This window comes from Dolomitihabitans soli, from assembly GCF_022213955.1.
Lineage (GTDB): Bacteria > Actinomycetota > Actinomycetes > Streptosporangiales > Streptosporangiaceae > Streptosporangium_A > Streptosporangium_A soli.
This window is the reverse complement of the sequence record NZ_JAKNTW010000009.1, coordinates 134,635-160,820: the sequence shown is the minus strand read 5'-3', so window position 1 is coordinate 160,820 and position 26,186 is coordinate 134,635. Positions and strand designations below refer to the sequence as shown.

Sequence of the window (26,186 nt, the reverse complement as noted above, 5' to 3'; positions counted from 1 at the left end):
AGAATACCCATATGCCCCTTACCTCCCGCGCGGGCCGTCAACACGACCGCGAGATCTTCCGCCTGGCCGTCCCCGCGTTCGGCGCGCTGGTCGCCGAACCGCTCTTCCTGCTCACCGACTACGCCATCGTGGGGCGGCTGGGCACCACCGCGCTGGGCGCGCTCGGCATCGCCGGGGCGGCGATGACCGCGCTGGTGAACTTCTGTGTGTTCCTGGCGTACGGCACCACGGCGGCCGTCGCCAGGCAGATCGGCGCGGGCGACACCCGGCGGGGGATCAAGCTGGGGGTCGACGGGCTCTGGCTGGCCACCGGGATCGGCGTGGCGGTCATCGCGGTGGCCTGGCCGCTGGCCCCCGCGATCGTGACCATGTTCGGCGCCTCCCCCGAAGTCGCCGCCCAGGCGGTGACCTATCTGCGGATCAGCCTGATCGGCACCCCCGCGCTACTGGTCATCCTGGCCGGCACCGGCGTGCTGCGCGGTCTCCAGGACACCGTCACCCCGCTCGCCGTCTCGATCGGCTCCTTCGCGCTCAACGCGCTGCTGAACGCCTGGTTCGTGCTCGTACTGGATTTCGGCATCGCCGGGTCCGCCTGGGGCACCGTGCTCGCCCAGGCGCTCGGCGCGGCCGTCTACGTCGTGGTCGTCGTCAGGGGCGCGCGCCGGCACGGGGCTCCGCTGCGGCCGGACCTGTCCGGCATCAAGACGGCGGGCACGGCCGGCATCGCCCTGCTGATCCGGACCTTCTGCCTGCGCATCGTCATCATCATCGCCACCGTGGTGGCCACCCGGATGGGCGACGCGCAGATCGCCGCGCACGCCATCGCCATCCAGATCTGGACCCTGCTCGCCTTCGCCCTCGACGCCATCGCCATCGCCGGTCAGGCCATCACCGGCCGCGCGCTCGGCGCCGGCGACGTGGCGGCCGCCCGTGCCGCGACCCGGCGCATGATCGGGTGGGGCGTCGTCTGCGGCGTGCTGTTCGGACTCGCCGTACTCCTGTTGCGCCCGGTCACACCCGGCCTGTTCGACGCCGAGCCCGCGGTCGCCGCCGAGTTGCTGGCCGTACTGTGGCCGGTCGCGCTCTTCCAGCCGATCGCCGGGGTGGTGTTCGTGCTCGACGGTGTCCTGATCGGCGCAGGCGACCGTTCCTACCTGGCCTGGGCGGGGGTGTGGACGACGCTCGCCTATCTGCCCGCCGCGCTGCTGGTGGTGGCTCTGGGCGGCGGGCTGGTGGCGTTGTGGCTGGCCTTCGGGGTGTGGATGGTCGCGCGCCTGCTCACGCTGGGTTGGCGGGCGTACGGCACAGCGTGGTTGATCACGGGGGCGTGACCTGCTCTTGTCCATCATTTGACGACGCCGTGACCTTCGCGGCCCTTGTCGAGCCGAACCCTTCGGGGGATGGTGGGCGTCCGGCCTCCCGGGGCAAGGCCGCCAAATCTGGTCATCCCTCAGGAATGGTTCACTGTGTCCGCAGACCGCTCCACGTCGATCGGGCGCCGGCTACCCGCCACCGCCGCGACGGGCTTACGCACCGGAGCCCGCCGCCGGCTCCCTCTCGTGTACCGGCCACGCGACCTCGTCGTGCTCGGACTCGGCGTCATGATCGGCGCCGGAATCTTCAGCATCGCGGGCAGGCAGGCCGCGGCCGTCGCCGGGCCCGGCGTGGTCCTGTCCTTCATGATCGCCGGCATCGCCAGCCTGCTCGCCGCGCTCTGTTACGCCGAACTGTCGTCCACCATGCCGACCTCCGGGAGCGCCTACACCTATACATACGTGATCTTCGGCGAGGTATGGGCCTGGGTCATCGGCTGGGCGTTGATCCTTGAGATGGAACTGGCCGCCGCCGTCGTCTCCCGCGCCTGGTCCCTCTACGCCGCGCAGACGCTGAGCGACTTCGGCGTACGCGTCCCCGAGCCGCTGGCCGGGATGATCGGCCAGACCTCGGGGTTCGACCTGTTCACGCTGGTCATCCTGGTCACGCTGACCGCCGTCGTGGCGCTCGGCGCTCGGGTCGGGCTGCGCGCGCTGTGGATCTTCGTGGCGGCCAAGCTGCTGGCCATCGGCGCGGTGATCGTCGTCGGGGCCCTCCACTTCGACCCGGCCAACCTGGAGGGCAAGGTGCCCGCGCCCAGCGGCCCGGCGCCGGTGGAGACCGACTTCCTGCACACGACCGTGCTGGGCGCGGCCTTCGGCGAACCGCACACGTTCGGCTGGTTCGGCGTGTTCGCCGCGGCCCCGGCGATCGCCTTCGCCTACATCGGCTGGGACATCGTGGCCACCGCCTCCGAGGAGGCCGAGGACGCGTCTCGCACCATCCCCAGGGGGATGATCCGCAGCCTGGTGTTCGCCACCGTCCTCTACATCGCGGTCGCCCTGGTGATGGTGGGCATGATCCCCTACGAACGGATCGATCCGGCCGCGCCGCTGTCCGCCGCCTTCCGCCACGTCGGCGAGGGCTTCATGGTGCACGTCATCAACATCGGCGCGGTGCTCGGCCTGACCACGGTCGTGCTGGTGCTCCTGGTGGGCCAGACCCGCGTGCTGTTCTCCATGGCCAGGGACGGCCTGCTGCCGCGCGGCCTGGCCACCCTGAGCCGCCGCTACCACACGCCCTCGCGCGCCACCCTGGTGATCGGCGCGGTCGCCGTGCTCCTCGCCCAGACCGTGCCGGTGCTCACCCTGGAGCAGATGGTCGTCATCGGCACCCTCTTCACCTTCATGTTCGTGGCCGCCGGCGTGATCATGATGCGCCAGACGATGCCCGACCTGGACCGCGGCTTCCGGGTGCCGCTCTCCCCCGCCGTCCCGATGCTCTCCGTGGCCGCGTCGCTCTGGCTGATGATGAACCTCCAGCTCATCACCTGGGTCTACTTCACCGGCTGGATGATCTTCGGCCTGGTCGTCTACCTCCTGTACGGCAGAAGCCACAGTGTCCTGGCCATCGGCGCCGGACCCGACAGAACCGAGCCGGGACGGCACCGACGCTGACTACAGGCGGCGGCTCTCCAGAACGCTGCGCAGGAACTCCTGGGTGCGCGGCTCGCGCGGCGCGGTGAAGATCTGCTCGGGAGAGCCGCGTTCGAGCAGGACGCCACCGTCGAGGAAGCAGACGGTGTCGGCGATCTCCTTGGCGAAGCCCATCTCGTGGGTGGCCAGGATCATCGTCATGCCGCCCTCCTTGAGCTCTCTGATCACGCCTAGCACCTCGGTGACCAGCGCGGGGTCGAGCGCCGAGGTGACCTCGTCGAGCAGCAGCAGCCGCGGCCCGGTGGCCAGCGCGCGGATGATCGCCACCCGCTGCTGCTGGCCGCCCGAGAGGCGGTCGGGGTAGGCGGTCGCCTTGTCCGCCAGGCCGAACCTGGCGAGCAGGTCGCGGGCCTGCCGCTCGGCCTCCGCGCGGCCGGTCCCGTGGACCTTGCGGGGCGCGAGGCAGATGTTCTCCAGCACCGTCATGTGCGGGAAGAGGTTGTACGCCTGGAAGACCATGCCCAGCCGCTTGCGCACGTCGTCGGGATCGGTGCGGACCGCGGTGATCTCCTCCCCGTCCAGGTAGATCGCGCCGTCGTCCACGGTCTCCAGCAGGTTGACGCAGCGCAGCAGGGTCGACTTGCCCGAGCCCGAGGCCCCGATCAGGCAGACGACCTCGTGCGGCCGCACGGTGAGGTCCACCCCGCGCAGCACGCTGTGCCCGTGGTAGTGCTTCCAGACATTCTCGATCGTCAGCATCGTCACGCGCCTCGCCGCCGCTGCGAACGGGCCGCCAGATGGTCGGTGAGGCGGGCCATCGGGATGGTGAGCAGGATGAACAACAGGGCCGCCACCAGATAAGGGGTGTAGTTGAACGTACCGCTGGCGTAGATCTGCGCCTGCCGCAGCGCCTCGACGACGCCGATGGTCGACACCAGCGCCGTGTCCTTCTGCAGCGACACGAAGTCGTTGAGCAACGGCGGGATGACCCGGCGCACCGCCTGGGGCAACACCACGTAGCGCATGGTCTGACCGTGCCCGAGCCCCAGCGAACGCGCGGCGGCCCGCTGGCTCGGGTGCACCGTGGCGATCCCCGCCCGGAAGACCTCGGCGACATAGGCGCTGTACGACAGGGTGAGCGCGACGACGCCGAGCGTGACCTCGTCCTTGGGCACGCCCTGCAGTTCGAGCGCGGGCAGTCCGAAGCCGACGAGCAGGATCACCAGCAGGGTCGGGACCCCTCTGAAGACGTCCACATACGCCACGGCCAGCGCGCGCAGCGGGAAGAACACCGGCGCCTTCAACTCCCTGACCAGCGCGATGAGCAGGCCGACGATGAGGATCAGCGGCTCGGCGATCAGGAAGATCTGGATGTTCGTCCAGAAGCCGGACAACACGTCGGGCAGGGCCTCGGTGAACGCCTCGACGTTGAAGAAGGTCTCCCGCACCCGGGCCCAGCCGGGGGCGTTGGTGACCAGTGCCGCCAACGCCACCAGGCAGACCAGGGTCGAGGCGGAGGCCACGGACCCCGAGCGGAACGCCCGTCTGCCGCGCTGCCGCTCCCGCTCGACCTGCCGCTCGCTCTTGACCCAGCCGTCGACCTGCTGGGTCACTTCAGCTCCGGCGCGCCCGCGGCCGAACCCAGCCACTCGGTCTCGATCTTCGCCAGGTCGCCGGAGGAGGCCACCTTCCCGATCGCCTCGTCGACGCAGGAGACCAGGCGGTTGCCCTTCTCGAAGACCATCCCGAACTCCTCGGCCGCGCCCGGCGCGCCGAACTGACCGACGATCTTGGACTTCTCCACCTGGGCGGCCGTCACGTAGAAGCCGGTGGGCAGGTCCACCACGATGGCGTCGACCTGCTTGTTCTTCAGCGCGTTCACCGCGTCGACCTGCTGGCTGTAGACCTTGGGCTGGGTGGCCGGCTGGATGACGTCCGTGACCGCCTGCAGCGAGGTGGTGCCGACCTGGACGCCGATGACGGCGTCCTTGAGGCCCGCCAGGTCGGTGGCGGAGGCGAACTTCGACCCCTCGACCGCCACCACGGCCTGCTTGGCCTTGTAGTAGCCCTTGCTGAAGTCGACGACCTTGGCCCGGTCAGGGGTGATGGAGACCTGGTTGAGGTCGAAGTCGAACTTCTTCGCGCCCGGGGCGAAGGCGGTGTCGAACGCCACGGTGATCCACTCGACCTCGTCACGGGTGAAGCCGAGCTCGCCGGCGACGGCGTAGGCGACGGCGCTCTCGAAGCCCTTGCCGTTCGCGGGGTCGTCGTCGGCGAACCACGGCTCGTAGGCGGGCTTGTCGGTGGCGATGGTCAGCTTGCCCGGGGTCTTCAGGGGGAGCTGGTCCTTGGCGCAGGAGGCCGGGGCGGACGGGCTCGCCGTGCCGGCCGTACCGGTGTCGCTCACCGGGGCACAGGCGACCGCCGCCGTCACGAGCGCGCCCAGCGCGAGCAGCATCGAGGGACGGACCATGACAGCCTCCAGCGGGGACGTCCAACCTGGTGAACGTGAAGATTGTATGCGTATCCCATTATTTCCCGATCACTTGACCAGGACTTATCAACGCGTCAGGCCCTCCCCCGGAAACCGGGGAAGGGCCTGATCGCGAAGGGAACGCCGAGCCGGTGTGGCTCAGCCCGCGACGACCTCGACTTCGAGGGCGGCGGAGACCTCCGGGTGCAGCTTGACCGAGACCCGGTGCGCGCCGAGGCTCTTGATCGCGTTGTTGATCTCAATGCGACGACGGTCGAGCTGCGGGCCGCCGGCGGCCTTGACCGCGTCGGCGATGTCGCCCGTGGTGATCGAGCCGAACAGCCGGCCGGTGTCGCCGGCGCGGGTCTTCAGCGTCACCTTGAGCGACTTGAGCTGGCCCGCGACTTCCTTGGCGGTGCCGAGGTCGCGGATCTGACGCGCGTCGCGCGCCTTCTTGATCGAGGCGATCTGCTTCTCGCCGCCACGGCTCCACAGCATCGCGAAACCGCGCGGGAGCAGGTAGTTACGGCCGTAGCCGTTCTTCACCTCGACGATGTCGCCGGGGGCGCCGAGGCCGGAGACCTCGCTGGTGAGAATGAGCTTCATCGGTCCTGACCTCCTAGCGAGCGGTGCTCGTGTATGGCAGCAGGGCCATCTCACGAGCATTCTTGATCGCGGTCGCCACGTCACGCTGGTGCTGGGTGCAGTTGCCCGTCACCCGGCGGGCACGGATCTTGCCGCGGTCGGAGATGAACTTCCGCAGCAGCGCCGTGTCCTTGTAGTCGACGTAGGAGATCTTGTCGTGGCAGAACAGGCAAACCTTCTTCTTCGGCTTGCGCAGTGCCGGCTTGGCCATCGTGGTGCTCCTTTCAGAGCCCCGCCGAAGGGGCGGGAATGGTCAGTTCGGATATTGGACAGTGATGGAACGTGATCAGAAGGGAGGCTCGTCGCTGAAGTCTCCGCCGCCGCCGCCTTGCTGCTGGCCGCCGCCGAAACCACCGCCACCGCCACCGCCGCCGTAGCTACCGCCGCCGCCGCCACCGGAGGGGGCGGGAGAGGCGGACGCCCACGGGTCGTCGGCGGGACCGCCGCCGAAGCCACCGCCACCGCCGCCACCCTGGCGGGTGGTGCGGTTGACCTTGGCGGTGGCGTTGCGCAGAGACGGGCCGACCTCGTCGACCTCGACCTCGTAGACGGTGCGCTTCTCGCCTTCCTTGGTCTCATACGACCGCTGGCGGAGCCGCCCCTGGAGGATGACGCGCATCCCCCGCTGGAGGCTCTCTGCGACGTTCTCCGCTGCCTGCCGCCAGATGTTGCAGGTCAGGAAGAGCGCCTCGCCGTCTTTCCACTCGTTGGTCTGCTTGTCCATGAACCGCGGAGTGGACGCGATGCGGAATCGGGCCACGGCCGTCCCCGTCGGGGTGAAGCGCAGCTCCGGGTCGTCGACGAGATTGCCGACGATTGTGATCTGGGTGTCGCCTGCTGCCATGGCTCCCGTTTGCCTTCCTGCACGGTTTCGCGTTGGTTACGGCTCAGAGTACGGCTGCCGCCCGACAAAAAAGCGGGTTGCCCCTCTAGTGCGCGTCCGGGCGCAGGACCTTGGTCCGCAGGATGCCCTCGTTGAGGTTCATCTGACGGTCGAGTTCCTTCACCGTGGCGGGCTCCGCCGTCAGGTCGATCACCGCGTAGATGCCCTCGGGCTTCTTGATGATCTCGTAAGACAGCCGGCGGCGGCCCCAGACGTCGACCTTCTCCACGGTGCCACCGTCATTGCGGACGACGGCCAGGAACTGGTCGAGCGAGGGAGCCACGGTGCGCTCATCGAGCGACGGGTCGAGAATGACCATCATTTCGTATCGACGCATGCGGACTTCCAACCTCCTCTGGACTCTTGCGGTCACGACACCGTGCCGTGACAGGAGGACGCTGACGTCTTCGCGGGAACGCCTCTGAGCGGCGGTTCTCCACGATGAGGGTGACAAGGCACCCATCACAACGCAGCCGGTCCAGGCTATCAGGGCGGCCCGAGTGCCCGGCGCAGGATTGCGACGCCTCCAACCAGGGAAATCCTTTAGCACACGCATCCTTGAGGGGGTGGCGCCGATGCCACACGTGTTCGGCCCCGTGGAGACCCAGCCGTTCCGCCTGTCCTGGGGCGGTGACGGCCGCTCACATCCCATCGAGAACCTCCTGAGCGTCGCCACGCTGGTGTGCGGCCTGGTGGCGATCGTCGCGGGCTTCATCACCGACGCCCACGTGATCGCCAGCTGGGCCGGCATGCTCGGCTTCGTCGGAGGGTTGTGGTCGCAGTACGTCTCGGCCACGACCGCGGAGAGGTCGCTCAACGTCATCGGGATCGTCGCCTCGTTCGTCGGCGCGACCCTCGGCATCTACCACGGCGGTTTCATGCCGTAGTGGGACGACTCCTCCACAGGGCCGCCAAGCCCTGTGGAGTTGCCGCACGCTCAGCCGCCGATGTGCAGGTCCACCCCGAGCAGGACCAGGAACCAGAGCAGGACCGCGAGCAGCGCCTCGGCGACGTCCTTGAGCAGGGCGGGGGTGATGTAGTCGTAGACCCAGGCCACGTACAACCCGACCAGGATGTAGATCAGGCCGATCAGGCTGATCCCTCGGCGGTAGTAGGCCACGTCCGTCTCCTTGGGGCTGGGGGGTTTCGCGCCCCACGACTGCCCACGGGCGTACTTTCGAAACGCCACGACCCGCGTCGGCTACCCTCGAACCCATGGTGCGCATCGGAGCTCACGTCGACCAGGACGACCCGCGGGCCCACGCGACGGCTATCGACGCCGACGTGGTCCAGTTCTTCCTCGGCGACCCCCAGGGGTGGAAAGGGCCGAAGGTCCCGGACAAGGCGGCCGACCTCGAAGGCTCCGGCATCGACGTCTACATCCACGCCCCCTACGTGATCAACGTCGCGACGGCGAACAACCGGATCCGCATCCCCAGCCGCAAGCTGCTCACCCAGCACCTCCAGGCCGCGGCCGGCATCGGCGCCAAGGGCCTGATCGTGCACGGCGGCCACGTCAACGCGGGCGACGATCCGCAGGGCGGGTTCGACAACTGGCGCAAGGTGTTCGAGCGGATGGAGAGCCCCATCCCCGTGCTCATCGAGAACACCGCGGGCGGCGGCAACGCGATGGCGCGCAGGCTCGACCGCATCGCCCGGCTCTGGGACGCGCTCGACGGCTTCGACGTGGGTTTCTGCCTCGACACCTGTCACGCGCACGCCGGCGGCGAGGAGCTGGTCGACCTGGTCAGCAGGGTCAAGGCCATCACCGGGCGGATCGACCTCGTGCACTGCAACGACTCGCGCGACACGTTCGACTCGGGGGCCGACCGGCACGCCAACCTGGGCACCGGGCAGATCGACCCCGAGCTCATCCTCAGCGTGTGCCGCGAGGCGGGCGCGCCGGTCGTGGTGGAGACGCCCGGCGCGGGTCACGCCGACGACATCGCGTTCCTGCGCAAGAATCTCTGACCGCCGAGGCCCGGCCTCCTCCAACAGGCGACCGACCTCAGCCGTCCGGCTGCCCGGGGTGGTCGCCTCCGGCAGGCGACCCGCTCCGGCCGCCTTGGGCGCTCACCCGGCCCAGCCGCCTTTCAGGAAGGTCAGCACGTTGACGACCATCAACGGGCCGATCACCAGTCCGTAGACCGGCACCACGGCCGGCCGTACCAGCGCCCGCCGGCCCTGCTCGTCCGGCCGGGGCGTGCCCGCTCTGGCCAGCGCCAGCCAGAGCGGCCACCACAGCAGGGCCGAGCGCGGGATCGACAGGTAGTAGGCCGAGCAGAGCAGCGCGCCGACCTGGAGCCCCACGTAGACCAGCTCGCTCCACCGGCCCATGGCCAGCAGCCACAGCGCCAGCAGCAGTCCGACCAGCGCCCCGGCGATCTCCAGCCGGAACGCCCACGCGAACTGCCCGTCGCCCGACGCCGACTGCCAGGTCGTGGCGAGCGACTCCCACGGCCACACCAGGCTGCGTCCCCAGCCGGCCTCCTGCGCGTGGTTCCAGGCCAGCCAGTCGCCGGTCCTGGCGTACTGGAAGGCCGAATAGAGCGCGAGCGGCACGAACGGCACGAGCAACCAGCCCGGGTGCGTCCGGTAACGGTCACGCTCCCCCTCCGCCGTACGCCAGGGGCCGGTGAAATACTCCACGATGAGCGCCAGCGCCAGGAACAGGCCGGTGATACGCACGCAGGCCGCCCCGGCGCCGAGCAGCCCGGCCGCCGTCCAGTTGCCCTGGCGGGCGGCCAGCCACGCGGGTATGGCGAAGGCCAGGAAGAGCGCCTCGCTGTAGCCCGCGAACAGGAAGACCGCCGTGGGGCACAACAGCAGCAGGAGTACGGCCCGCCTGCCGGTGCCCACCGGCCCTTCGAAGTCGCCGAGCCGGGCCAGCGCCACCATCGCGACCCCGCCGGCGACCAGCGAGATCAGCAGCCCGCTCGCCGTCCAGTCAGGGATGACCATGTGGACCACGCGCAGCAGAGCCGGCATGCCGGGGAAGAAGGCGGGCAGCCCGGCGTCGGGCTTGCCCGCGGGATCGCCGCCGTAACCGTGTTCGGCGATGACGATGAGGAGGTTGGCGTCCCAGTTGCGCCAGCGTTCGAGGAGCGGCTTGGCGTTCTCCTCCAGGAAGACTCCAGCGCCCACGACCGAGAGGATCACGATTCCGAGGCGGGAACCGATCCACAGGGCGAGTGTCTGGTAAGTGGTCTGCCGGGTTGAGAGAGACACAAAACTAGAGAATAAGGGCCAGACGATCAGCGAGTCGCGGCGGGCAGGAGGCGAAATTTGTCGGGTGCGCCGTCGAGGACCCCGCCGGCCTGGTCATCCGTTCCCGCCTGCCGTACGAGATCGTGTTCGGGACGGAGGATGTCGCGGACGACGAGGGCCATCATGAGCACGATGGTGAGGGCACGGCCCCAGACGGCGGTGAAGTAGGTGGTGTCGGTGATCCCCAGCTGCTCATTGCCGGGCTGGAGACCGACCAGGTAGAGCCAGATGGCGAAGAAGTACCAGATCTCGGCGAGCTGCCACAGGGCCAGCGGCTTCCAGTTGGGCCGGGCGAGCACGGCGAAGGGCACCAGCCAGAGCACGAACTGCGGCGACCACACCTTGTTGGTCAGCATGAACGAGGCCAGCGCGAGGAAGCAGAGCTGCATCAGACGCGGACGGGTCGGGGCCATCAGGGTGAGCACCGCGATACCGAGACAGAGCAGGGCCAGCGAGGCGATGCCCAGGATGCTCAGGCTGTCGGGGTCGCCCAGGACCGGCCACTGCCGCTGCTGGAAGTAGAACCAGAGCGAACCCCAGTCGGCGCCGCGCTCCTGGCTGAAGACGTAGAACCGCTTCCAGCCGTCGAACGCGAAGATCATGATCGGTACGTTCACGACCAGCCAGGCGCCCGCGGTCGCGGCCATGGTCCGCAGGAACGGGAGCCACACGCCGCTTCTCAGGGTGAGCAGGAAGAGCGCGCCGATGAACATCAGCGGATAGAACTTGGTGGCGATCGCCAGCCCGAGCAGGATGCCCGCCAGCCACTGCCGCTGCTTCGACCACGCGAGCATCGCACCGAGGGAGAGGGCGCCGGCGGCGAGGTCCCAGTTGATGTAGCCCGCCAGGATCACGCCCGGGGCCAGGGCGTACCACAACGCGTCCCACCGGCGCTCCGGCCCGGCGAGCACGGCCATCAGCACCACGCCGACCACCAGGCAGACCGCCATGAGCAGCACGGTCACGTCATAGAACCGCTCGCCCCGCGCCGCCGCCTCCGTCACGGTGCCGACGAACCGGGAGACCGCCTCCATCACCCCGCCGAGCACGACGGGATACTCCACCGCCTTCTCGAACGGCACGTCGGCGAAGTAGGGGATCTTCCCCTCCGCCAAGCCCCGGTCGTAGTAGAGCGGGTAGATGTCGGTGTAGCAGAAGTTCGTGAACTGCAGAGTGCCGTCGTTCCAGGCCCCGCCGAACCGGCAGGGCCACTTCCACAGGTAGGCGAGCAGCGCCCCCATCACCGCGAACAGCCCGAGCGGGACGTACGGCAGGGCGCGCGCGCTCAGGGTGGCGGGCACGGAACGGGTGTCGGTCATCCGTCCGCCGGGTCACGTCCGCTCGGCACGGTGTTCGGCTTCGCTTTGCCGCCGAACCCGTTGCCGTTGCCGTTTCCGTTGCCGTTCATGTCGTCCGGCGTGCCACAGGAGAGGTCCCCTTCTTCGCAGGTCTCCGCCTCGTCGCCTTCGTCCTGCGGGTCGTCGGGGAACGGGTTCTCGTCCTCCGGCGGCCAGCCTTCGTCGTCGATCGGCACGTCGGGTTCCACGGTCTCGGACGGCTTGGGGGTCGGAGTCGGCTTGGGAGCCATGTTCTCCGGGGTGCCCGCGTTCACCCGCTCGGGGAACTGCTCGATCTCGGCGCGCTCCAGGGCCTTGGCCATGAAGTCGTGCCAGATCTGGGTGGGCACGCCGCCACCGCCGATCTCGCCCGGCAGCGCCTCCTCCTTGAAGAAGTACTTGTCGGGGTTGATCGGCTTGCCGGTCTTGCCGTTGATCGCCTTGCCCGTCTTGGGGTTGACCTTGAGCTTCGCGCCGGACTTCAGGCTGACCGGCACCTCCTGGTACATCCCCACAGCGGTGGAGAGCTGCGGCGTGAAACCGACGAACCAGGCGTCCTTGGAGTCGTTGTTGGTGCCCGTCTTGCCCGCCACCGGGCGGGTGCCCAGGTTGGCCGCGGTGCCGGTGCCGGCCTTGACCACCTGGGTCAGCGCGTAGGTCGCGTCGGCCGCGGCTTCCGGCGAGATCACCTGCCGGTCGGCCTGGACCTCCTTGACCACCGTGAGCTGCGTGCCCGTCGCCCGGTCCTTCTTCTTGGCCCACAGCACGGTGTGCCAGTGGGTGTGCTTGCCGGCGTTGGCGAAGATGGAGTAGCCGGCCGCCTGCTCGACGGCGGTCACCGAGGCGCTGCCGATGGTCGTCTGGTAGCGCTGGCTCGCCACCGCCACGTCGACGGCGTTCTTCCCCTTCTGCGATCCCCGCTCGCCGAGACCCGCGGCCTTCGCGATCTCCGCGACCGCGTCGAGCCCGAGCTTCTCGCCCATCTGGACGAAGACCGTGTTGACCGAGCTGGCGGTGGCCTTCACCAGGTTGATGGAACCGAAGGACTGGTTGCCCGAGTTCCCGATGGGCGTGGTGCCTTCCGCCTTGTAAGGGGATTTGCCGCTGATGTAGCTGTCCAGGCTGAAACCGGCGTCCAGCCAGGCGGCCAGCACGTAGGGCTTGAAGGCGGAGGCCGCCTGCTTGGCCGCGTCGAAGGCCCGGTTGTTGAAGTCGGTGAGGTAGTCCCGGCCGCTGTAGAAGCCGAGCACCCGGCCGTTCTTCGGATGCACGGCGGCGAGGCTGGCGTGCACGGTCTTCGGGTAGACCTTCGTGCGCGCCTCGACCGCCTCCTTGGCCGCCGTCATCGTGGCCTTGTCGAAGGTCGTGCGGATGGTGTACCCGCCGGACTTCAGCATGTCCTTGCTGATGCCACGCTGGCCGAGCTCGCGCTCGACGATGTTGAGCATGTAGCCGCGCATGCCCTTGTAGTCCTGGGAAGTGCGCTGCGGCTTGGGCTTGGGGAACTTCGCGCCCTGGATCTTCGCGGTGTACTCGGGGTTGACCACGGGCAGGCCCTTGAGCGCGTAGGTGAAGCGCTCCGTGGTCTTGGCGTAGTCGCCGTTCGCCTCCAGCTTGTCGAAGTCACCCGGAGACTGGATGCGCCCGGCCAGGTAGGCGCCCTCGGCGATGGTGAGCTTCGCGGCGGGCTTGCGGAAGAACTCCTGCGCCGCCGCCTCGATGCCGTAGGTGTCGCGGCCGAAGGAGATCGTGTTCAGGTAGAACTCGAGGACCTTCTTCTTGTCCCACTCGCGGTCGAGCCGGACCGCGACGAAGATCTCCTTGACCTTTCTGGTGATCGCGCGTTCGGTGCTGAGGCCCTCGAAGTAGTTACGGGCCATCTGCTGCGTGATCGTCGAACCGCCCTGCGTCTGCTGGCCGGTCGCGGTCATCCACACCGACCGGGCGAGGCTCGGCAGGTCGATGCCGTTGTCCTGGAAGAAGCTGCGGTTCTCCGCCGCGATCACGGCGTCCTGCACGTGCTGGGGGACCTGGTTGATCTTGATGGAGGTGCGTTTGGTGCCGACCCGGGCGAAGGTCGTGCCGTCGCGGTACTGGAACACGCTGCCCTGGGCGATGGCCTGTGCCTGGGCGTCGTTCTCGCTGGGGAGCACGGTGTTGGAGTAGGCGACGGCGATCATGCCGAACACGCCCGCGGCGACCACCACGATGCCCGCCATGACGAGCTTCCAGTTCGGCAGGAACCGCTTCCAGTCGCCCTTGTCGTGCTTGTCGCTCTTGGCGCGGCGGCGTCCGGGGCCGTCGTCGCCGGGTCCACCGGGTCCACCAGGGCCACCAGGGCCGCCAGGGCCGCCAGGTCCACCTGGGCCGCCGGGACCACTAGGGCCGCCGGGGCCGCGTCTGCCGGGGCCCTGCGGGCCGTCGGCCTCCATGCCGCTGCGCGCCGTACGGGAGGAGCGAGTCCTGCCGCCGCCGGCGCCGCTCTGGGTGGCCTCGGGACCACGCGGGCCGCGCGGGTCCTGGAGTTCACGCGGGCGCTGGGCCCGCCTGCCGCCCTCGGCTCGCGGGGTGTCGCCGTTGCGTGAGCCGCCGGCCGCCGCGGCCATCATCGCCTGGGTGTCCTCGAACTCCGCCTCGGCCCTGCGATCGCCCGCGGGTTCGGCCCTGCGACCGCCCGCGGGATCGGGCCGGCGGGCCGGCTGCCGCCCGTCGGCGGGTTCGCGCGCCGGGCGACTCGCGGGCGGCGCGCCTCTGTTCGCCTCGCCACGCGGGGGCGGCTGCGGTGCGGAGGGTTGCCGGCTGGAGACAGTACGGGGGGCGCTTGCCGGGTTAGAGCGACGGCGACGCCCCTGCCGCGCCGAAGAGCCCTCACGGGCGGAACCTCCGGTCGGCTCCGGGTCATTGCTGCTGTAACTCACGCGTCCTCGTTCAGTCATCGGCGATGGGAAGTGTCGACGGCCGGCCCGGTGAGTGAGATCCCACCCGGCTTCCGGCCTCAGGTCTCCGTCGGGGGATCTCCATTCCCGAGGACAAACGAGACCGTCAGGTGGTTCCAAGCACAACCTTGACAGACCTCGACCACGTAGACGCGGAATTCGCGGTATTCGTGTGCCATCTCGACAAGGTCTGACGACGCTTTTACCCTGCCCACGGAGCGGCCGAGCTCGTCTCCGTAGACGTAGGTAACGTTGGTCACATTCTGCCGTTCGCACACCGGGCAGAGGCGCTCGGTCGCCTCACCGTGATACCGAGCGGCGCGCAGCAGATCGGGGTGCGCGTCGCAGATGTCATGCGTCGTCGCCCGGCCCGCGCGGAGCGAACCGACCGTCGCCCGCTTCGCGAGGCCGTAATCGACGACCGCCCGCTGTGACCACATACGCGCCAGACTACGGCTTTTTACGGATTCGACCCAACCTCTTGAGGAAGTCATGACCCTCACCCCACGTTGCAGGGTATGCCGAGCCGACGTATCCTTCAGATGTATCGAGTCGATACATCGGCGCGAGAGGGGGTGATTTCCAGTGGCTGTCGGGAAGGGCAACGTGCTGGAGCTCGCCGTCCTCGGATCGCTGCACGAGACCCCGCTGCACGGCTACGAGCTGCGCAAACGGCTCAACGCGCTGTTGGGCATGTTCCGGGCCTTCTCCTACGGCTCGCTCTACCCGTGCCTGCGCTCGTTGCTCAACGACGGGCTCATCATGGAGGAGCCGCCCACTCCCGCGGAGAGCGTCACGGCGCTCACGGGCCGCCGGTCGAAGATCGTCTACAAGCTGACCGCGGAGGGCAAGGAACGGCTCCAGGAGCTCCTCACCCAGTCGGGCCCGTCCGCCTGGGAGGACGAAAGCTTCGGAGTCCACTTCGCCTTCTTCCGCCACACCGAGGCCGAGGTGCGCCTGCGCATTCTCGAAGGGCGACGCAGCCGGCTCGAGGAGCGGCTGGAGGGAGTCCGCACGGCACTCGCGCGCACGCGCGAACGCCTGGACAGCTACACGCTGGAGCTCCAGCGGCACGGCCTGGAATCGGTCGAGCGCGAGGTGCGCTGGCTCAACGAGCTCATCGCCACCGAGCGAAGCGGAGCGCGGGCCGTACCAGAAGAAATCATCGAAACCGGGGACGGCATAGGCATTCGGCCCCCGGATGAAGGTCCGCAGAGGACCGCTGAATAACGATACGTAAGGGAGCGAGTGCCATGGGTTCGGTGCGCGTAGCAATTGTCGGAGTCGGCAACTGCGCCTCGTCGCTGGTGCAGGGCGTGCATTACTACAGGGACGCCGACCCGGCGAGCCGAGTGCCAGGCCTGATGCACGTCGAGTTCGGCGAGTATCACGTGCGCGACATCGAGTTCGTCGCGGCGTTCGACGTCGACGCCAAGAAGGTCGGGCGCGACCTCTCCGAGGCCATCGTCGCCTCGGAGAACAACACCATCAAGATCTGTGACGTGCCGCCGACCGGGCTCACCGTCCAGCGCGGGCACACCTACGACGGTCTCGGCGAGTACTACAGCGAGATCATCGAGGAGTCCGACGACAAGCCGGTCGACGTCGTCCAGGTCCTCCGCGAGTCGCAGGTCGACGTGCTCGTCTCCTACCTGCCCGTGGGCTCGGAGGAGGCCGACCGCTTCTACGCCCAGTGCGCCATCGACGCGGGCGTGGCCTTCGTCAACGCCCTGCCGGTGTTCATCGCCTCCGACCCCGTGTGGGCGGCGAAGTTCACCGAGGCGGGCGTGCCGATCGTGGGCGACGACATCAAGTCGCAGGTCGGCGCCACGATCACGCACCGCGTGATGGCCAAGCTGTTCGAGGACCGCGGGGTGGAGCTGCTGCGCACCTACCAGCTCAACGTCGGCGGCAACATGGACTTCATGAACATGCTGGAGCGCAAGCGCCTCCAGTCCAAGAAGATCTCCAAGACCCAGGCGGTCACGTCGCAGATCCCGCACGAGATGGGCAAGGCCGACGTGCACATCGGCCCGTCCGACCACGTCCCGTGGCTCAACGACCGCAAGCTGGCCTACGTCCGCCTGGAGGGCCGCTCCTTCGGCGACACCCCGCTCAACCTGGAGTACAAGCTGGAAGTCTGGGACTCCCCCAACTCCGCGGGCATCATCATCGACGCCGTGCGCGCCGCGAAGATCGCCAAGGATCGCGGCATCGGCGGCCCGATCCTGTCGGCCTCGTCCTACTTCATGAAGTCGCCGCCGGAGCAGTACTCCGACGACGAGGCTCGCGACTACGTCGAGAAGTTCATCCGCGGCGAGGTCGACCGCTGAGTCCGCCCGATGCGGGAGCCCTCGCCCGAGGGCTCCTTCAGGCCAGGCGCGCGGCGGGCGGCAGCGTGGCGAGATCGGCGGGCCGCCAGCTGAGCGGATCGGCGCCCAGTTCGGCCAGCAGCGGGACCTGTTCCCTGCACCAGGGAGAGATCGCGAGCAGCTCGCTCTGCACGCCCTCGGCGAACTCCTTCCACGGCAGCCAGCGCACCGCCCCCACCTCCTCCGGGTTGGGCAGGGCCTCGGCGGCGACGACCACCCGATAGACCGGGCAGATCTCGTTCTCCACGATGCCGTTGTCCATCACGGCGCGGTAGGCGAAACCGGGCAGCAACAGGTCGATCCGCTCGGTGCCGAGGCCCAGCTCGTAGGCCAGCCGGCGCTCGACGGCACGCTCCATCGGCTCGCCGGGCAGCGGGTGGCCGCAGCAGCTGTTGGTCCACACGCCGGGCCAGGTGGTCTTGTGGGCGGCCCGCCTGGTGAGCAGCACCCGCCCGGCCTCGTCGAAGACATAACTTGAGAAGGCAAGGTGCAGAGGGGTCTCGGAACCGTGCACCGACGCCTTGGAGGAGACCCCGGTCGCATTGCCCGCAGTGTCGACCAGCACCACTAGCTCGTCACCTGTCACGTGCCTGAGGATACGAGACCATGGTGCGTCACACCGACTATCGGTATCTCAATGTGGTCACGCCATCGCTCACCGTAGGCCGAAGCGAGACGACCGGGGGAAGTCTCGGGGTTGCTCCGGATGGCCCGCACCCCCGCCGCCCCTTAGGCTGACCGGGTGTCCTTCGTCTCCGATCTCCGTGCCGTCCTCGAAGAGCGTGACTTCAGACGTCTGTTCGGTACCCGTCTGGTCTCGCAGTTCTCCGACGGGATCTTCCAGTTCGCGGTAATCGGCTTCGCCTTCTTCAACCCCGAGCAGAAGACCACCGCGGCCGAGATCGCCGCCGGGCTGGCCGTCCTGCTCCTGCCGTACTCCATCCTCGGGCCCTTCGTGGGCGTCTTCATCGACCGGTGGTCCAGGCGTCAGATCCTGGTCGTCGTGCCGATCGTCAGAGGGGTGTTGCTGCTGGTCGCGGCGGCGCTGGTGGCGGGCGGCGCGTCCGACACGTGGTTCTACGGGGCCGCGCTGGGCGCGCTGGCGGTGAACCGGTTCTTCCTCGCCGCGCTGGGCGCGTCGCTGCCGCACGTGGTCTCCCGCGACAAGCTGATGATGGCCAACGCGGTCACGCCCACCTCCGGCACGATGCTCACGTTCGTCGGTGTGGGCGCCGGCTATCTGCTGCGGTTCGTCTTCGGCTCCGAGGCCGGCGGCACGGCACTGCTGCTGGTCACCTCCGGCCTGGTGCTCATGCTGACCTCGCTGGTCGCCGGCACGATGGAGCGCTCGCTGCTCGGCCCCGCCCACGATCCGGACCGCCCGCAGACCCGCGAGGCCGTACGCAACGTGGTGCGCGGCCTCGCCGACGGCGTGCGGCACGTGATCCACCACCGCGCGGCGGCCGCGGCGCTCGGCGCGATGGCCACCCACCGGTTCATGTACGGCATGTGCACCGCCATGCTGATCATGCTCTACCGCTACTACTTCACCGACGACGCCGAAGCCGCCCTGTCCGGCGCGGCCGTGGTCGTGGCCGTCTCGGGAGTCGGGTTCTTCGGCGCCGCCCTCATCACCCCGTGGGCCACCGAGCGGTTCGGGCTGACCAACTGGGTGCCGGCGATGCTGGTCACCTCGGGCGTGCTGACGCTGGTGCTGTGCTTCTCGTTCCAGGAGTGGGGTTTCATCGCCGGCGGCTTCGTGCTGGGCATCGCCGGGCAGAGCGTGAAGATCTGCGCGGACGCCACGGTGCAGCGCGACATCAAGGACGCCTACCTGGGCCGGGTGTTCTCGATCTACGACATGCTCTTCAACGGGATGTACGTCCTGGCCGCGGCGCTGGCCGCCACCCTGCTGCCGCCCGACGGCAAGTCGTTCCTGGTGCTCGGCCTCATCTCAGGCGGCTACATCGGCGGCGCGATCCTCTACCGGATCATCACGCCGACGCGGCAGGTGCCTCAGAGCGCCTGAGCGGCGGCGACCATCGCGCCGGTGACGGCGGCCAGGTCGCCAGGCGTGATCGAGTAGGGCGGCATGGCGTAGATCAGCCGGTTGAAGGGGCGGAGCCAGACGCCGCGGGCCATCGCGACGTCCTGCACCCGCCGCACGTCGACCGGCTCGCGGGTCTCGATCACGCCGATCGCGCCGAGCACCCTGACCTCCTTGACCGCCGCGAGCCCCGCGGCCTCGGCCAGCCCTTCGGTCAGCCCGGCCTCGATCCCCCGGACCTCCTCGCGCCACGGCCGCGCCGCCAGCAGATCCAGCGACGCCTGCGCGACGGCGGTCGCCAGCGGGTTGCCCATGAACGTCGGCCCGTGCATCAGGACCCCGATGCCCTCGGCCACCCGCTCGGTGCACAGCGTCGCCGCGAGGCTCAGATAGCCGCCGGTCAGCGCCTTGCCCAGGCACATGATGTCGGGCCTGATCCCCGCGTGGTCGCACCCGAGCAGCTCACCGGTACGGCCGAAGCCGGTGGCGATCTCATCGGCGATGAGCAGAATGTCGTGCTCGTCGGCCAGCTCCCTGAGCCTGCGCAGGTAGGCCGGATGGTAGAAACGCATCCCACCGGCCCCCTGGACCACCGGCTCCACGATGATCGCGGCCAGTTCGCGGGCGTGCGCCCCGACCGTCACGGTCAGCTCGTCGAGGTAGGCGTCGCTCAGCTCACGCGGCGGCAGGGAGGCGAAGACGTGCACGGGCAGCGCCCCGGTGAACAGGTGGTGCATGCCGTTGACCGGGTCGCACACGGCCATCGCGCCGAAGGTGTCACCGTGGTAGCCGCCCTTGACCGTCATCAGCCTCCTGCGGCCCCGCGGCCTGCCGTACTGGAGGGCCATCTTGATGGCCACCTCGACGGAGACCGAGCCGGAGTCGGCGAAGAAGACCTTGGGCAGGCCCGTCAGGTCGGCGAGGGTGCGGGCCAGGCGGGCGGCGGGCTCGTGGGTGAGCCCGCCGAACATGACGTGCGCCATGGTGCCTACCTGGTCGGTCAGCGCCTGGTTGAGCAGCGGGTGGTTGTAGCCGTGGATGGCGGCCCACCACGACGACATCCCGTCGATCAGCTCGCGGCCGTCCTGCAGGGTGATCCGCACGTCCTTGGCGCCGGTGACCACGTGCACGTCGGCCGGCGTCGCGGCGTACGGGTGCCAGACGTGCTCGCGGTCCCATGACGCCACGTCGGTCATGACAGGTTCTCCTCGGCCCAGACGCGCAGCGCCTCGGTGGCGGCGTCCTTGCCGATCATGCCCTTGTCGAGGCGCATCTCCAGCAGGAACTTGTACGCCTTGCCGACGACCGGCCCCGGGGCGACGCCGAGGACCTGCTGGATCTCGTTGCCGTCGAGCTCGGGACGGATCTTCGCGAGCTCCTCCTCGTCGGCGAGCCGGGCGATGCGCTGCTCAAGGTTGTCGTAGGTGCGTGAGAGCGCCTGGGCCTTGCGCTTGTTCCTGGTCGTGCAGTCGGCCCTGGTGAGCTTGTGCAGGCGGTCCAGGAGATGGCCCGCGTCCCGCACGTAGCGGCGCACCGCGCTGTCGGTCCACTCGCCCGTGCCGTACCCGTGGAAGCGCAGGTGCAGCTCGACCAGCCGCGACACGTCGGACACGACGTCCTTCGGGAACTTCAGCTCGACCAGCCGCTTCTTCGTCATCTGGGCGCCGACCACCTCGTGGTGGTGGAAGGAGACCCGGCCGGCCGACTCGTGCCTGCGGGTCTTCGGCTTGCCGATGTCGTGCAGCAGGGCGGCCCAGCGCAGCACCCGGTCGGGGCCGTTCTCCTCCAGCGCGATGGCCTGCTCGAGGACGATCAGCGTGTGCTCGTAGACGTCCTTGTGCCGGTGGTGCTCGTCGATCTCCAGGCGGAGTTTGGGCAGCTCCGGCAGCACGTGCGCGGCCAGGCCGGAGTCGACGAGGAGGGTGAACCCCTCCCTGGGACGCGCGCCGCAGATCAGCTTGTCCAGCTCGCCCTGGATCCGCTCGGCGGACACGATCTCGATGCGTTCCGCCATGTCGGTCAGCGCGGCGAGCGTCGCCTGCTCCACGGTGAACCCGAGCTGGGAGACGAACCGCGCGGCGCGGAGCATCCTGAGCGGATCGTCGTCGAACGACCGCTCGGGCGGCCCCGGGGTGCGCAGCACCTTGGCCGACAGGTCGCCCAGGCCGCCGTGCGGGTCGACGAACTCGTGGCCGGGCAGCCGCACCGCCATCGCGTTGACCGCGAAGTCACGCCTGGCGAGGTCGTCTTCGAGGTTGTCGCCGTACACCACCTCGGGCTTGCGCGACTTGGGGTCGTAGGACTCGCTGCGGTAGGTGGTGATCTCCAGCACCCACCCGCCCTTGCGCACGCCCACCGTGCCGAAGTCGATGCCGATCGTCCACACGGAGTCGGCCCAGTCGCGGACGATCTCCAGCACCCGCGCGGGGTGGGCGTCGGTCGTCAGATCGAGATCGTTGCCGATCCGGCCGAGGAACACGTCGCGCACCGACCCGCCGACCAGGGCGAGCTCATGGCCGCGATCGGCGAAGAGCGCGCCGAGCTCGTTCGCCACCGGGGCGATGCGGCGGAAGAGAGCCAGCACGCCGCGCTGTTGGCTGTCGGTCAGATTTGAATCGGACAAGCTGGGTAGGTCCTTTGGTTACGGAGGATGTTTTTCCCCCGGGCCATACCTGGTGTAACCCTGCGGGAGCTACACCGTCAGCGATCACCAGGTTACGGTCGAACAGAGGACCATCGGGGGCCGTGCGACGAGGCAAGGAGCGCATACATGAAGGATGCCCTCGCAATCCACCGCTGGCTCCTCGCACACCAGGTCCATCATGAGATCGTACGCCTTCCACGCGTGTTGACGTGCGCCGCCGAGCTTCCCGAGGTCATCCGAGCCGCGCCGGCCGACTGCCTGGAGGTGTCGGTCTACGAGGTCGACACCCGGATCGGCATCGAACCCGTGGCGGTCGTCGCCTCCGTCGCCGCGCCGCCGGCGCTCGGCCTCCTCGGCGGCCTGCTGGGCGCCAGGAAGGTACGGCCGGCCTCGGCGTTCCTGGTCAACGCCGCCACCGAGTACGCCGCGGGCCTGGTGTGCCCGTTGCTGCTCCCCGAGAACCTCACGCTGCTGATCGACGAGCGACTTTTCGATGACATGTCGGCCGATCGCCTCCTGCACACCCCGACCGGAGAGCGCCGGACCGCCCTTTCCCTGCGCGCCCCCGACCTGCTCGCGCTGGTCCCCGGCAAGCGCCTTGACCTGGCCCCACGGTCACGCCTGCCGATCTCGCACACCTCCCCTCACACACGCCCGCTGACGCGCTGAGCCCGTCGCGGCCATGGGGAGGCCTTAGCATTGCCGCGTGCGCCGTACTCCAGCCCGGGCCGGCACGTGATCAGAAAAACCGCGCTGCTCACGGTCCTCACTGCCATGTTGCTCGCCCCGATGGGCGTGGCCGCAGGAGATTCGGCTGCCGCGACCACGGCGGCGGCCCGCCAGACTCCCTCGCTCGTGGTGTCCTCGATCACGCCCGACGCCCCGCGCGAGCGGTCCACCGAGATCAAGCTCTCCGGCACCTACGTCAACACCGGCAGCACCCCGCTGAGCAGCCTGCGTCTCCGTCTCCGCTACAGCAACAGGGCCCTGACCTCCCGGGCCGAGATGGAGGCGTACCAGGCCGGGCAGGACCCGTGGCGCGACCGGGCATCCCTGTCGCAGTCGCTGGACATCCCCGCCCTCGCGCCCGGCGCGAAGCAGGCGTGGAGCTTCACCGTGACGCCCGCCGCGATGGACCTGTGGGGGTTCGGCGTCTACCCGCTGGCCGTCGAGGTGGTCGACGCCACCAACCAGACCCTGGCCCGGCAACGCACCTTCCTGCCCTTCGCCCCCAAGAACACCAAGGTCAAGCGGACCAAGATGGCGGTCGTCCTGCCGCTGCTCGACCAGCAGCCGCGCAGGAGCGACGACCGGACCTTCCTCGACGACGGCCTGCGCGGCGCGCTGACCGGTGACGGCCGGCTGGCCGACATGCTCGCCCTGGTCAAGCAGTCCGCGAACGCCAAGGGCGTCACCTGGCTCGTCGATCCGGCGCTGCTCGACGACGTGCGGGCGATGACCAAGCCGTACGTCGTCGGCACGGGCGGCGACCGGAAGGAGCGCCCGGCCGAGGCCGCCGCGACGCCGTGGCTGGACGGCATGCGAGCCGCCCTCGGATCAGCGTCCGTCGCCGCCACGCCGTACGCGGACCCCGATGTGGCCGCGCTGGCGCACCAGGGCCTCGACGGGATGACGGCGATGGCGCTCACCGCCTCGGCGGAGGCCGCCAAGGCGAACCTGGGCAGAGACGTGCCGACCACCCTCAACTGGCCGGTCACCGGGCTGCTCGACCACGACGCGCTCGACGAGCTGGCCGTCGGCGGGGTGAAGACCGTGGTGCTGAGCCACCAGAACCTGCCACCCGCCCAGACGCCCCTCGGCACCCCCGACGCGGCCGCCTCCCTCACCAGCGTCTCCGGCGACGTCGACGCGATGGTGGCCGACGAAGGGCTCAGCGAGCTCGTCGGCAGCGACGTCAGCGTGCCCGGCTCCGCCGTACTGGCCAGGCAGCGGTTCATCGCCGAGACGGCGATGATCAGCGGGGAGCGGCCCGACACGGCGAAGAACGTGGTGGTCGCGCCGTTCCGGCGGTGGAGTCCCGATCCCGCGTTCGTCTCCGGGCTGCTGAAGAGCGCCGCCGGGCTGCCCTGGCTCGCGCCGACGCCGATCACCTCGCTCAAGCGGCCGGCCGCGCCCGAGCCCCGCGCCGGCCTCACCTACACCGAGCAGAACCGCCGCGACGAGCTGGGCAAGGGCTACCTCGCGACGGTCAAGCGGGCCGTCGCCCAGGCCAAACTGACCGCCGACATCACCGAGGCCGACGACCGGCACGGCTTCGAGCGGTCGCTGCTGCGCCTGTCCTCCGCCGCCTGGCGGGGCAAGACGGGTACGGCCCGCGCCGCCGTCGAGCATGTGGCGGCCTCCGTCGCCGACCGCGTCGGCCAGGTCGCGATCACCGGCACCGACCAGCCGCGCACGCTCGCCGGCAGCGACGGGGTGATCCCGATCAGCGTGCACAACGCCCTCGACAAGACCATCACGCTCAAGGTGGAGGTGAAGTCGACCAGCCCCAAACTGCTCCAGATCGGCGCGTTCGATCCGCCGCCGCCGATCCTCAGGGGCCAGAACCAGACCGTCAACGTGCCGCTCACCGCGAGCACCGACGGCGAGACGATGGTCACCGTCCAGCTCAGGACCGCCGACGGGAAGAAGTACGGCCCGCCGGTGAAGCTGGTGGTCCGCACGACCGGATACACCGGCATCGCACTGGTGATCGTGGGCGCCGCGCTGTCGGTGATGCTGGCGGCCGTGGTGCTGCGGGTGGTACGCAGGCGGACCCGCCGCTCGGGCAAGGCGCGTAGCGAGGCGCGAGCCGTACAACAGCCCGAAGCGAAGGCAGGGAAACAGCATGAGTAGGGTGCTCCGCGCGGGCGCGATCATGGCCGCGGGCACGATGGTCTCACGCGTGACGGGTTTCCTGCGTACGGCGGTGCTCGCGGCGGCGATCGGCACCGCGGCGCTCGGCGACGCCTACAACGTGGCGTACACCATCCCGTTCATCCTGTTCGACCTGCTGATCGGCGGAGTGCTGAGCAGCGTGGTGGTGCCGATGATCGTGCGCGCGCAGCAGCGGGATCCGGACGGCGGGAAGGCGTACGAGCAGCGGCTCATGACGCTGGCGAGCCTGTTGCTCATCGTGGTCGCGGCGGTCGCGGTGCTGCTCGCCCCACAGATCATCGACCTCTACACCGACGACTGGACGGGAGAGCAGCGCGAGGCGGCCATCGTGCTGGCCCGTTACATCCTGCCGCAGATCGCCTTCTTCGGCGTGGGCGCGCTGGCCGGCGCGATCCTCAACACGCGCGACCGGTTCGCGGCGCCGATGTGGGCGCCGGTGCTGAACAACCTCGTGGTGATCCTCGTCGGGCTGCTCTATCTGTCGATGAGCGACGCGGGAGCCGACGTCGAGGCGGCGACCGGCTCCGACCTCCTCCTGCTCGGGATCGGCACGACCGCGGGCATCGTCGTCCAGTGCATCGCCCTCGTCATCTCGCTGCACCGGGCCGGGTTCCGCTTTCGACCGAGGTTCGACGTGCGGGGCGTCGGCCTGGGCGAGATGGGCCGCACCGCGAGCTGGACCATCGCCTACGTGGTCATCAGCCAGATCGGCTACTGGGTCATCACCAAGCTGGCCACCGGCGCGGGCGAGGAGGTGCAGGGCGCGGGCAACGCCGCCTACTCCTACGCGTTCCAGCTCTTCCAGCTTCCGTACGGCATCATCGCGGTCTCGGTGATCACGGCGATGCTGCCGCGGATGAGCCGGTCGGTCGCCGACGGCGCGTTCGACACCGTCAGGGAGGAGTTCTCCTCCGGCGTACGGCTGGTCAGCTCGCTGATCGTGCCCGCCGGGCTGCTGCTGATGGTGCTCGGCCCCGCGGTGACCGTGCTGATCTTCGGGCACGGCAACATGACGATCTCCGACGCCATCTACATCGGCAACGTGTTGCAGGTCTTCGGCCTCGCGCTGGTGCCGTTCTCGATCTTCCAGCTGCTGCTGCGGGTGTTCTACAGCTTCGGCGACACGCGCACGCCCGCCTTCATCGCCGCCGGGAACGTGCTGGTCACCTCGGCGATCAGCCTTCTCGTCCACTTCACCCTGCCGCCCGAGTACGTCGTGATGGGGCTGGCCTTCGCCTTCACCCTCACCTACATCGTCGGGGCGGGGGTCACCTGGATCATGGCCAGCCGCAGGGTGGGCGGCCTCGACGGGCGGCGGGTCGCCGCGGCGCTCACCCGGATGCATCTCGCCGCGATCCCGTCGGCGGTGTTCGCGCTGGGGGTGTTGTGGGTGGTGGAGCGGTTCGCGGGGCTTACCGTTCTCAGCTCGCTGATCATGCTCGCGGCCGGTGGCGGACTCGGCCTTCTGCTGTATCTCGCGATCGCCCACCGGGCACGGATACCCGAGGTCAGCTCGATCGTTGGACTCGTGGCAGGGCGGGTAAGAAGCCGCTAAACGACGATTGGGAACACGGGAGGAACCGGCTCGGCACTACCATGGTGCCCTACACGCGGCGGAATGGAAGCAGGAGGGGCGTGGGCGGATCCACCCGGCATCTCGCGATGCATGGCATGGTGCTGTGCCCGCGTGGCTCGCTATCTAGGCATGGACTGGT

At 69.4% G+C, this 26,186-nt stretch carries 25 protein-coding genes; 10 read left to right on the top strand and 15 right to left on the bottom strand.

The genetic code is table 11. The features are described from left to right. Positions 1 to 11 precede the first annotated feature (11 nt). Both MBA17_RS20665 and MBA17_RS20660 read left to right on the top strand, forming a co-directional pair. Entirely contained in the window at positions 12 to 1,331 is a 1,320-nt protein-coding gene (locus tag MBA17_RS20665) for an MATE family efflux transporter (protein WP_238498155.1), read from the top strand. A gap of 135 nt (positions 1,332 to 1,466) precedes the next feature. Beyond that, entirely contained in the window at positions 1,467 to 2,990 is a 1,524-nt protein-coding gene (locus MBA17_RS20660) for an amino acid permease (protein ID WP_238498154.1), read from the top strand. On the opposite strand, the gene MBA17_RS20655 is transcribed toward MBA17_RS20660, so the two are convergent. The 7 genes from MBA17_RS20655 to rpsF all read right to left on the bottom strand — a co-directional run bounded on the left by MBA17_RS20655 (position 2,991) and on the right by rpsF (position 7,307). Beyond that, positions 2,991 to 3,734 (bottom strand): amino acid ABC transporter ATP-binding protein, encoded by a 744-nt coding sequence (locus MBA17_RS20655; RefSeq protein ID WP_455432807.1) that lies wholly within the window; start codon positions 3,732 to 3,734, stop codon positions 2,991 to 2,993. After that, entirely contained in the window at positions 3,731 to 4,582 is an 852-nt protein-coding gene (locus tag MBA17_RS20650) for an amino acid ABC transporter permease (protein ID WP_238498152.1), read from the bottom strand. Before MBA17_RS20650 ends, MBA17_RS20655 begins: the two co-directional genes overlap by 4 nt. Then, entirely contained in the window at positions 4,579 to 5,442 is an 864-nt protein-coding gene (locus tag MBA17_RS20645) for an ABC transporter substrate-binding protein (RefSeq protein WP_238498151.1), read from the bottom strand. Before MBA17_RS20645 ends, MBA17_RS20650 begins: the two co-directional genes overlap by 4 nt. Before the next feature lie 159 nt (positions 5,443 to 5,601). After that, a complete protein-coding gene (gene rplI, locus MBA17_RS20640) occupies positions 5,602 to 6,048 on the bottom strand; it encodes a 50S ribosomal protein L9 (RefSeq protein ID WP_238498150.1) in 447 nt (148 codons plus the stop codon). 13 nt (positions 6,049 to 6,061) lie between these two features. Next, a complete protein-coding gene (gene rpsR / locus MBA17_RS20635) occupies positions 6,062 to 6,298 on the bottom strand; it encodes a 30S ribosomal protein S18 (protein WP_061256131.1) in 237 nt (78 codons plus the stop codon). Between the two features lie 75 nt (positions 6,299 to 6,373). Further along, the gene (locus tag MBA17_RS20630; protein ID WP_238498149.1) at positions 6,374 to 6,931 is read right to left on the bottom strand and encodes a single-stranded DNA-binding protein; all 558 of its coding nucleotides are present in this window, start codon (positions 6,929 to 6,931) and stop codon (positions 6,374 to 6,376) included. 85 nt (positions 6,932 to 7,016) lie between these two features. Then, positions 7,017 to 7,307: a 30S ribosomal protein S6 gene (rpsF, locus tag MBA17_RS20625; RefSeq protein ID WP_238498148.1), complete on the bottom strand. Its 291-nt coding sequence runs from the start codon at positions 7,305 to 7,307 to the stop codon at positions 7,017 to 7,019. A 238-nt stretch (positions 7,308 to 7,545) separates the two neighbouring features. Between rpsF and MBA17_RS20620 the strand changes: the two genes are divergently transcribed. Beyond that, positions 7,546 to 7,857 (top strand): hypothetical protein, encoded by a 312-nt coding sequence (locus MBA17_RS20620; RefSeq protein ID WP_238498147.1) that lies wholly within the window; start codon positions 7,546 to 7,548, stop codon positions 7,855 to 7,857. 50 nt (positions 7,858 to 7,907) lie between these two features. Here MBA17_RS20620 and MBA17_RS20615 read toward each other — a convergent pair whose 3' ends face one another. After that, complete coding sequence (locus tag MBA17_RS20615; RefSeq protein ID WP_238498146.1) at positions 7,908 to 8,090, bottom strand: hypothetical protein; 183 nt, start codon at positions 8,088 to 8,090, stop codon at positions 7,908 to 7,910. 95 nt (positions 8,091 to 8,185) lie between these two features. Between MBA17_RS20615 and MBA17_RS20610 the strand changes: the two genes are divergently transcribed. After that, on the top strand, positions 8,186 to 8,941 hold the full coding sequence (locus MBA17_RS20610) for a deoxyribonuclease IV (RefSeq protein ID WP_238498145.1): 756 nt from the start codon (positions 8,186 to 8,188) through the stop codon (positions 8,939 to 8,941). Positions 8,942 to 9,043: 102 nt separating this feature from the next. On the opposite strand, the gene MBA17_RS20605 is transcribed toward MBA17_RS20610, so the two are convergent. The 4 genes from MBA17_RS20605 to MBA17_RS20590 form a co-directional block, all read right to left on the bottom strand. Further along, positions 9,044 to 10,198, bottom strand: a complete 1,155-nt coding sequence (locus tag MBA17_RS20605) for a mannosyltransferase family protein (RefSeq protein WP_238498144.1) — start codon at positions 10,196 to 10,198, stop codon at positions 9,044 to 9,046. A gap of 26 nt (positions 10,199 to 10,224) precedes the next feature. Next, on the bottom strand, positions 10,225 to 11,556 hold the full coding sequence (locus MBA17_RS20600; protein WP_238498143.1) for a glycosyltransferase family 87 protein: 1,332 nt from the start codon (positions 11,554 to 11,556) through the stop codon (positions 10,225 to 10,227). Then, on the bottom strand, positions 11,553 to 14,183 hold the full coding sequence (locus MBA17_RS20595; protein ID WP_238498142.1) for a transglycosylase domain-containing protein: 2,631 nt from the start codon (positions 14,181 to 14,183) through the stop codon (positions 11,553 to 11,555). Before MBA17_RS20595 ends, MBA17_RS20600 begins: the two co-directional genes overlap by 4 nt. A 386-nt stretch (positions 14,184 to 14,569) precedes the next feature. Then, positions 14,570 to 14,950 carry a DUF5318 family protein gene (locus tag MBA17_RS20590; RefSeq protein WP_238498141.1) on the bottom strand — a complete coding sequence of 127 codons (381 nt, stop codon included), beginning with the start codon at positions 14,948 to 14,950 and terminating at the stop codon, positions 14,570 to 14,572. Between the two features lie 145 nt (positions 14,951 to 15,095). Here MBA17_RS20590 and MBA17_RS20585 point away from each other — a divergent pair, with 145 nt between their 5' ends. Together MBA17_RS20585 and MBA17_RS20580 are read left to right on the top strand one after the other, a co-directional pair. Continuing rightward, a complete protein-coding gene (locus MBA17_RS20585; protein WP_238498140.1) occupies positions 15,096 to 15,740 on the top strand; it encodes a PadR family transcriptional regulator in 645 nt (214 codons plus the stop codon). Positions 15,741 to 15,763: 23 nt separating this feature from the next. Beyond that, positions 15,764 to 16,843 (top strand): inositol-3-phosphate synthase, encoded by a 1,080-nt coding sequence (locus MBA17_RS20580; protein ID WP_238498139.1) that lies wholly within the window; start codon positions 15,764 to 15,766, stop codon positions 16,841 to 16,843. A 37-nt stretch (positions 16,844 to 16,880) separates the two neighbouring features. Here the strand turns inward: MBA17_RS20580 and idi are convergent, their stop codons facing one another. Next, positions 16,881 to 17,468 carry an isopentenyl-diphosphate Delta-isomerase gene (gene idi / locus MBA17_RS20575; RefSeq protein WP_238498138.1) on the bottom strand — a complete coding sequence of 196 codons (588 nt, stop codon included), beginning with the start codon at positions 17,466 to 17,468 and terminating at the stop codon, positions 16,881 to 16,883. Positions 17,469 to 17,624: 156 nt separating this feature from the next. On the opposite strand from idi, the gene MBA17_RS20570 reads away from it, so the two are divergent. Next, complete coding sequence (locus MBA17_RS20570) at positions 17,625 to 18,911, top strand: MFS transporter (protein WP_238498137.1); 1,287 nt, start codon at positions 17,625 to 17,627, stop codon at positions 18,909 to 18,911. Here the strand turns inward: MBA17_RS20570 and MBA17_RS20565 are convergent. Continuing rightward, positions 18,899 to 20,125 (bottom strand): adenosylmethionine--8-amino-7-oxononanoate transaminase, encoded by a 1,227-nt coding sequence (locus MBA17_RS20565; protein WP_238498136.1) that lies wholly within the window; start codon positions 20,123 to 20,125, stop codon positions 18,899 to 18,901. The two genes, MBA17_RS20570 and MBA17_RS20565, sit on opposite strands and share 13 nt — an antisense overlap. Further along, entirely contained in the window at positions 20,122 to 21,552 is a 1,431-nt protein-coding gene (locus tag MBA17_RS20560) for a CCA tRNA nucleotidyltransferase (protein WP_238498135.1), read from the bottom strand. The genes MBA17_RS20565 and MBA17_RS20560 overlap by 4 nt, the downstream gene beginning before the upstream one ends. 147 nt (positions 21,553 to 21,699) lie before the next feature. Between MBA17_RS20560 and MBA17_RS20555 the strand changes: the two genes are divergently transcribed. From MBA17_RS20555 to murJ, 3 genes are read left to right on the top strand one after another with little or no spacing between them, the layout of a single operon-like run. Continuing rightward, positions 21,700 to 22,242 (top strand): YbaK/EbsC family protein, encoded by a 543-nt coding sequence (locus tag MBA17_RS20555; protein ID WP_238498134.1) that lies wholly within the window; start codon positions 21,700 to 21,702, stop codon positions 22,240 to 22,242. A gap of 30 nt (positions 22,243 to 22,272) precedes the next feature. Then, complete coding sequence (locus tag MBA17_RS20550) at positions 22,273 to 24,429, top strand: DUF6049 family protein (RefSeq protein WP_238498133.1); 2,157 nt, start codon at positions 22,273 to 22,275, stop codon at positions 24,427 to 24,429. Continuing rightward, entirely contained in the window at positions 24,422 to 26,026 is a 1,605-nt protein-coding gene (gene murJ / locus MBA17_RS20545; RefSeq protein ID WP_238498132.1) for a murein biosynthesis integral membrane protein MurJ, read from the top strand. Before MBA17_RS20550 ends, murJ begins: the two co-directional genes overlap by 8 nt. Positions 26,027 to 26,186 lie beyond the last annotated feature (160 nt).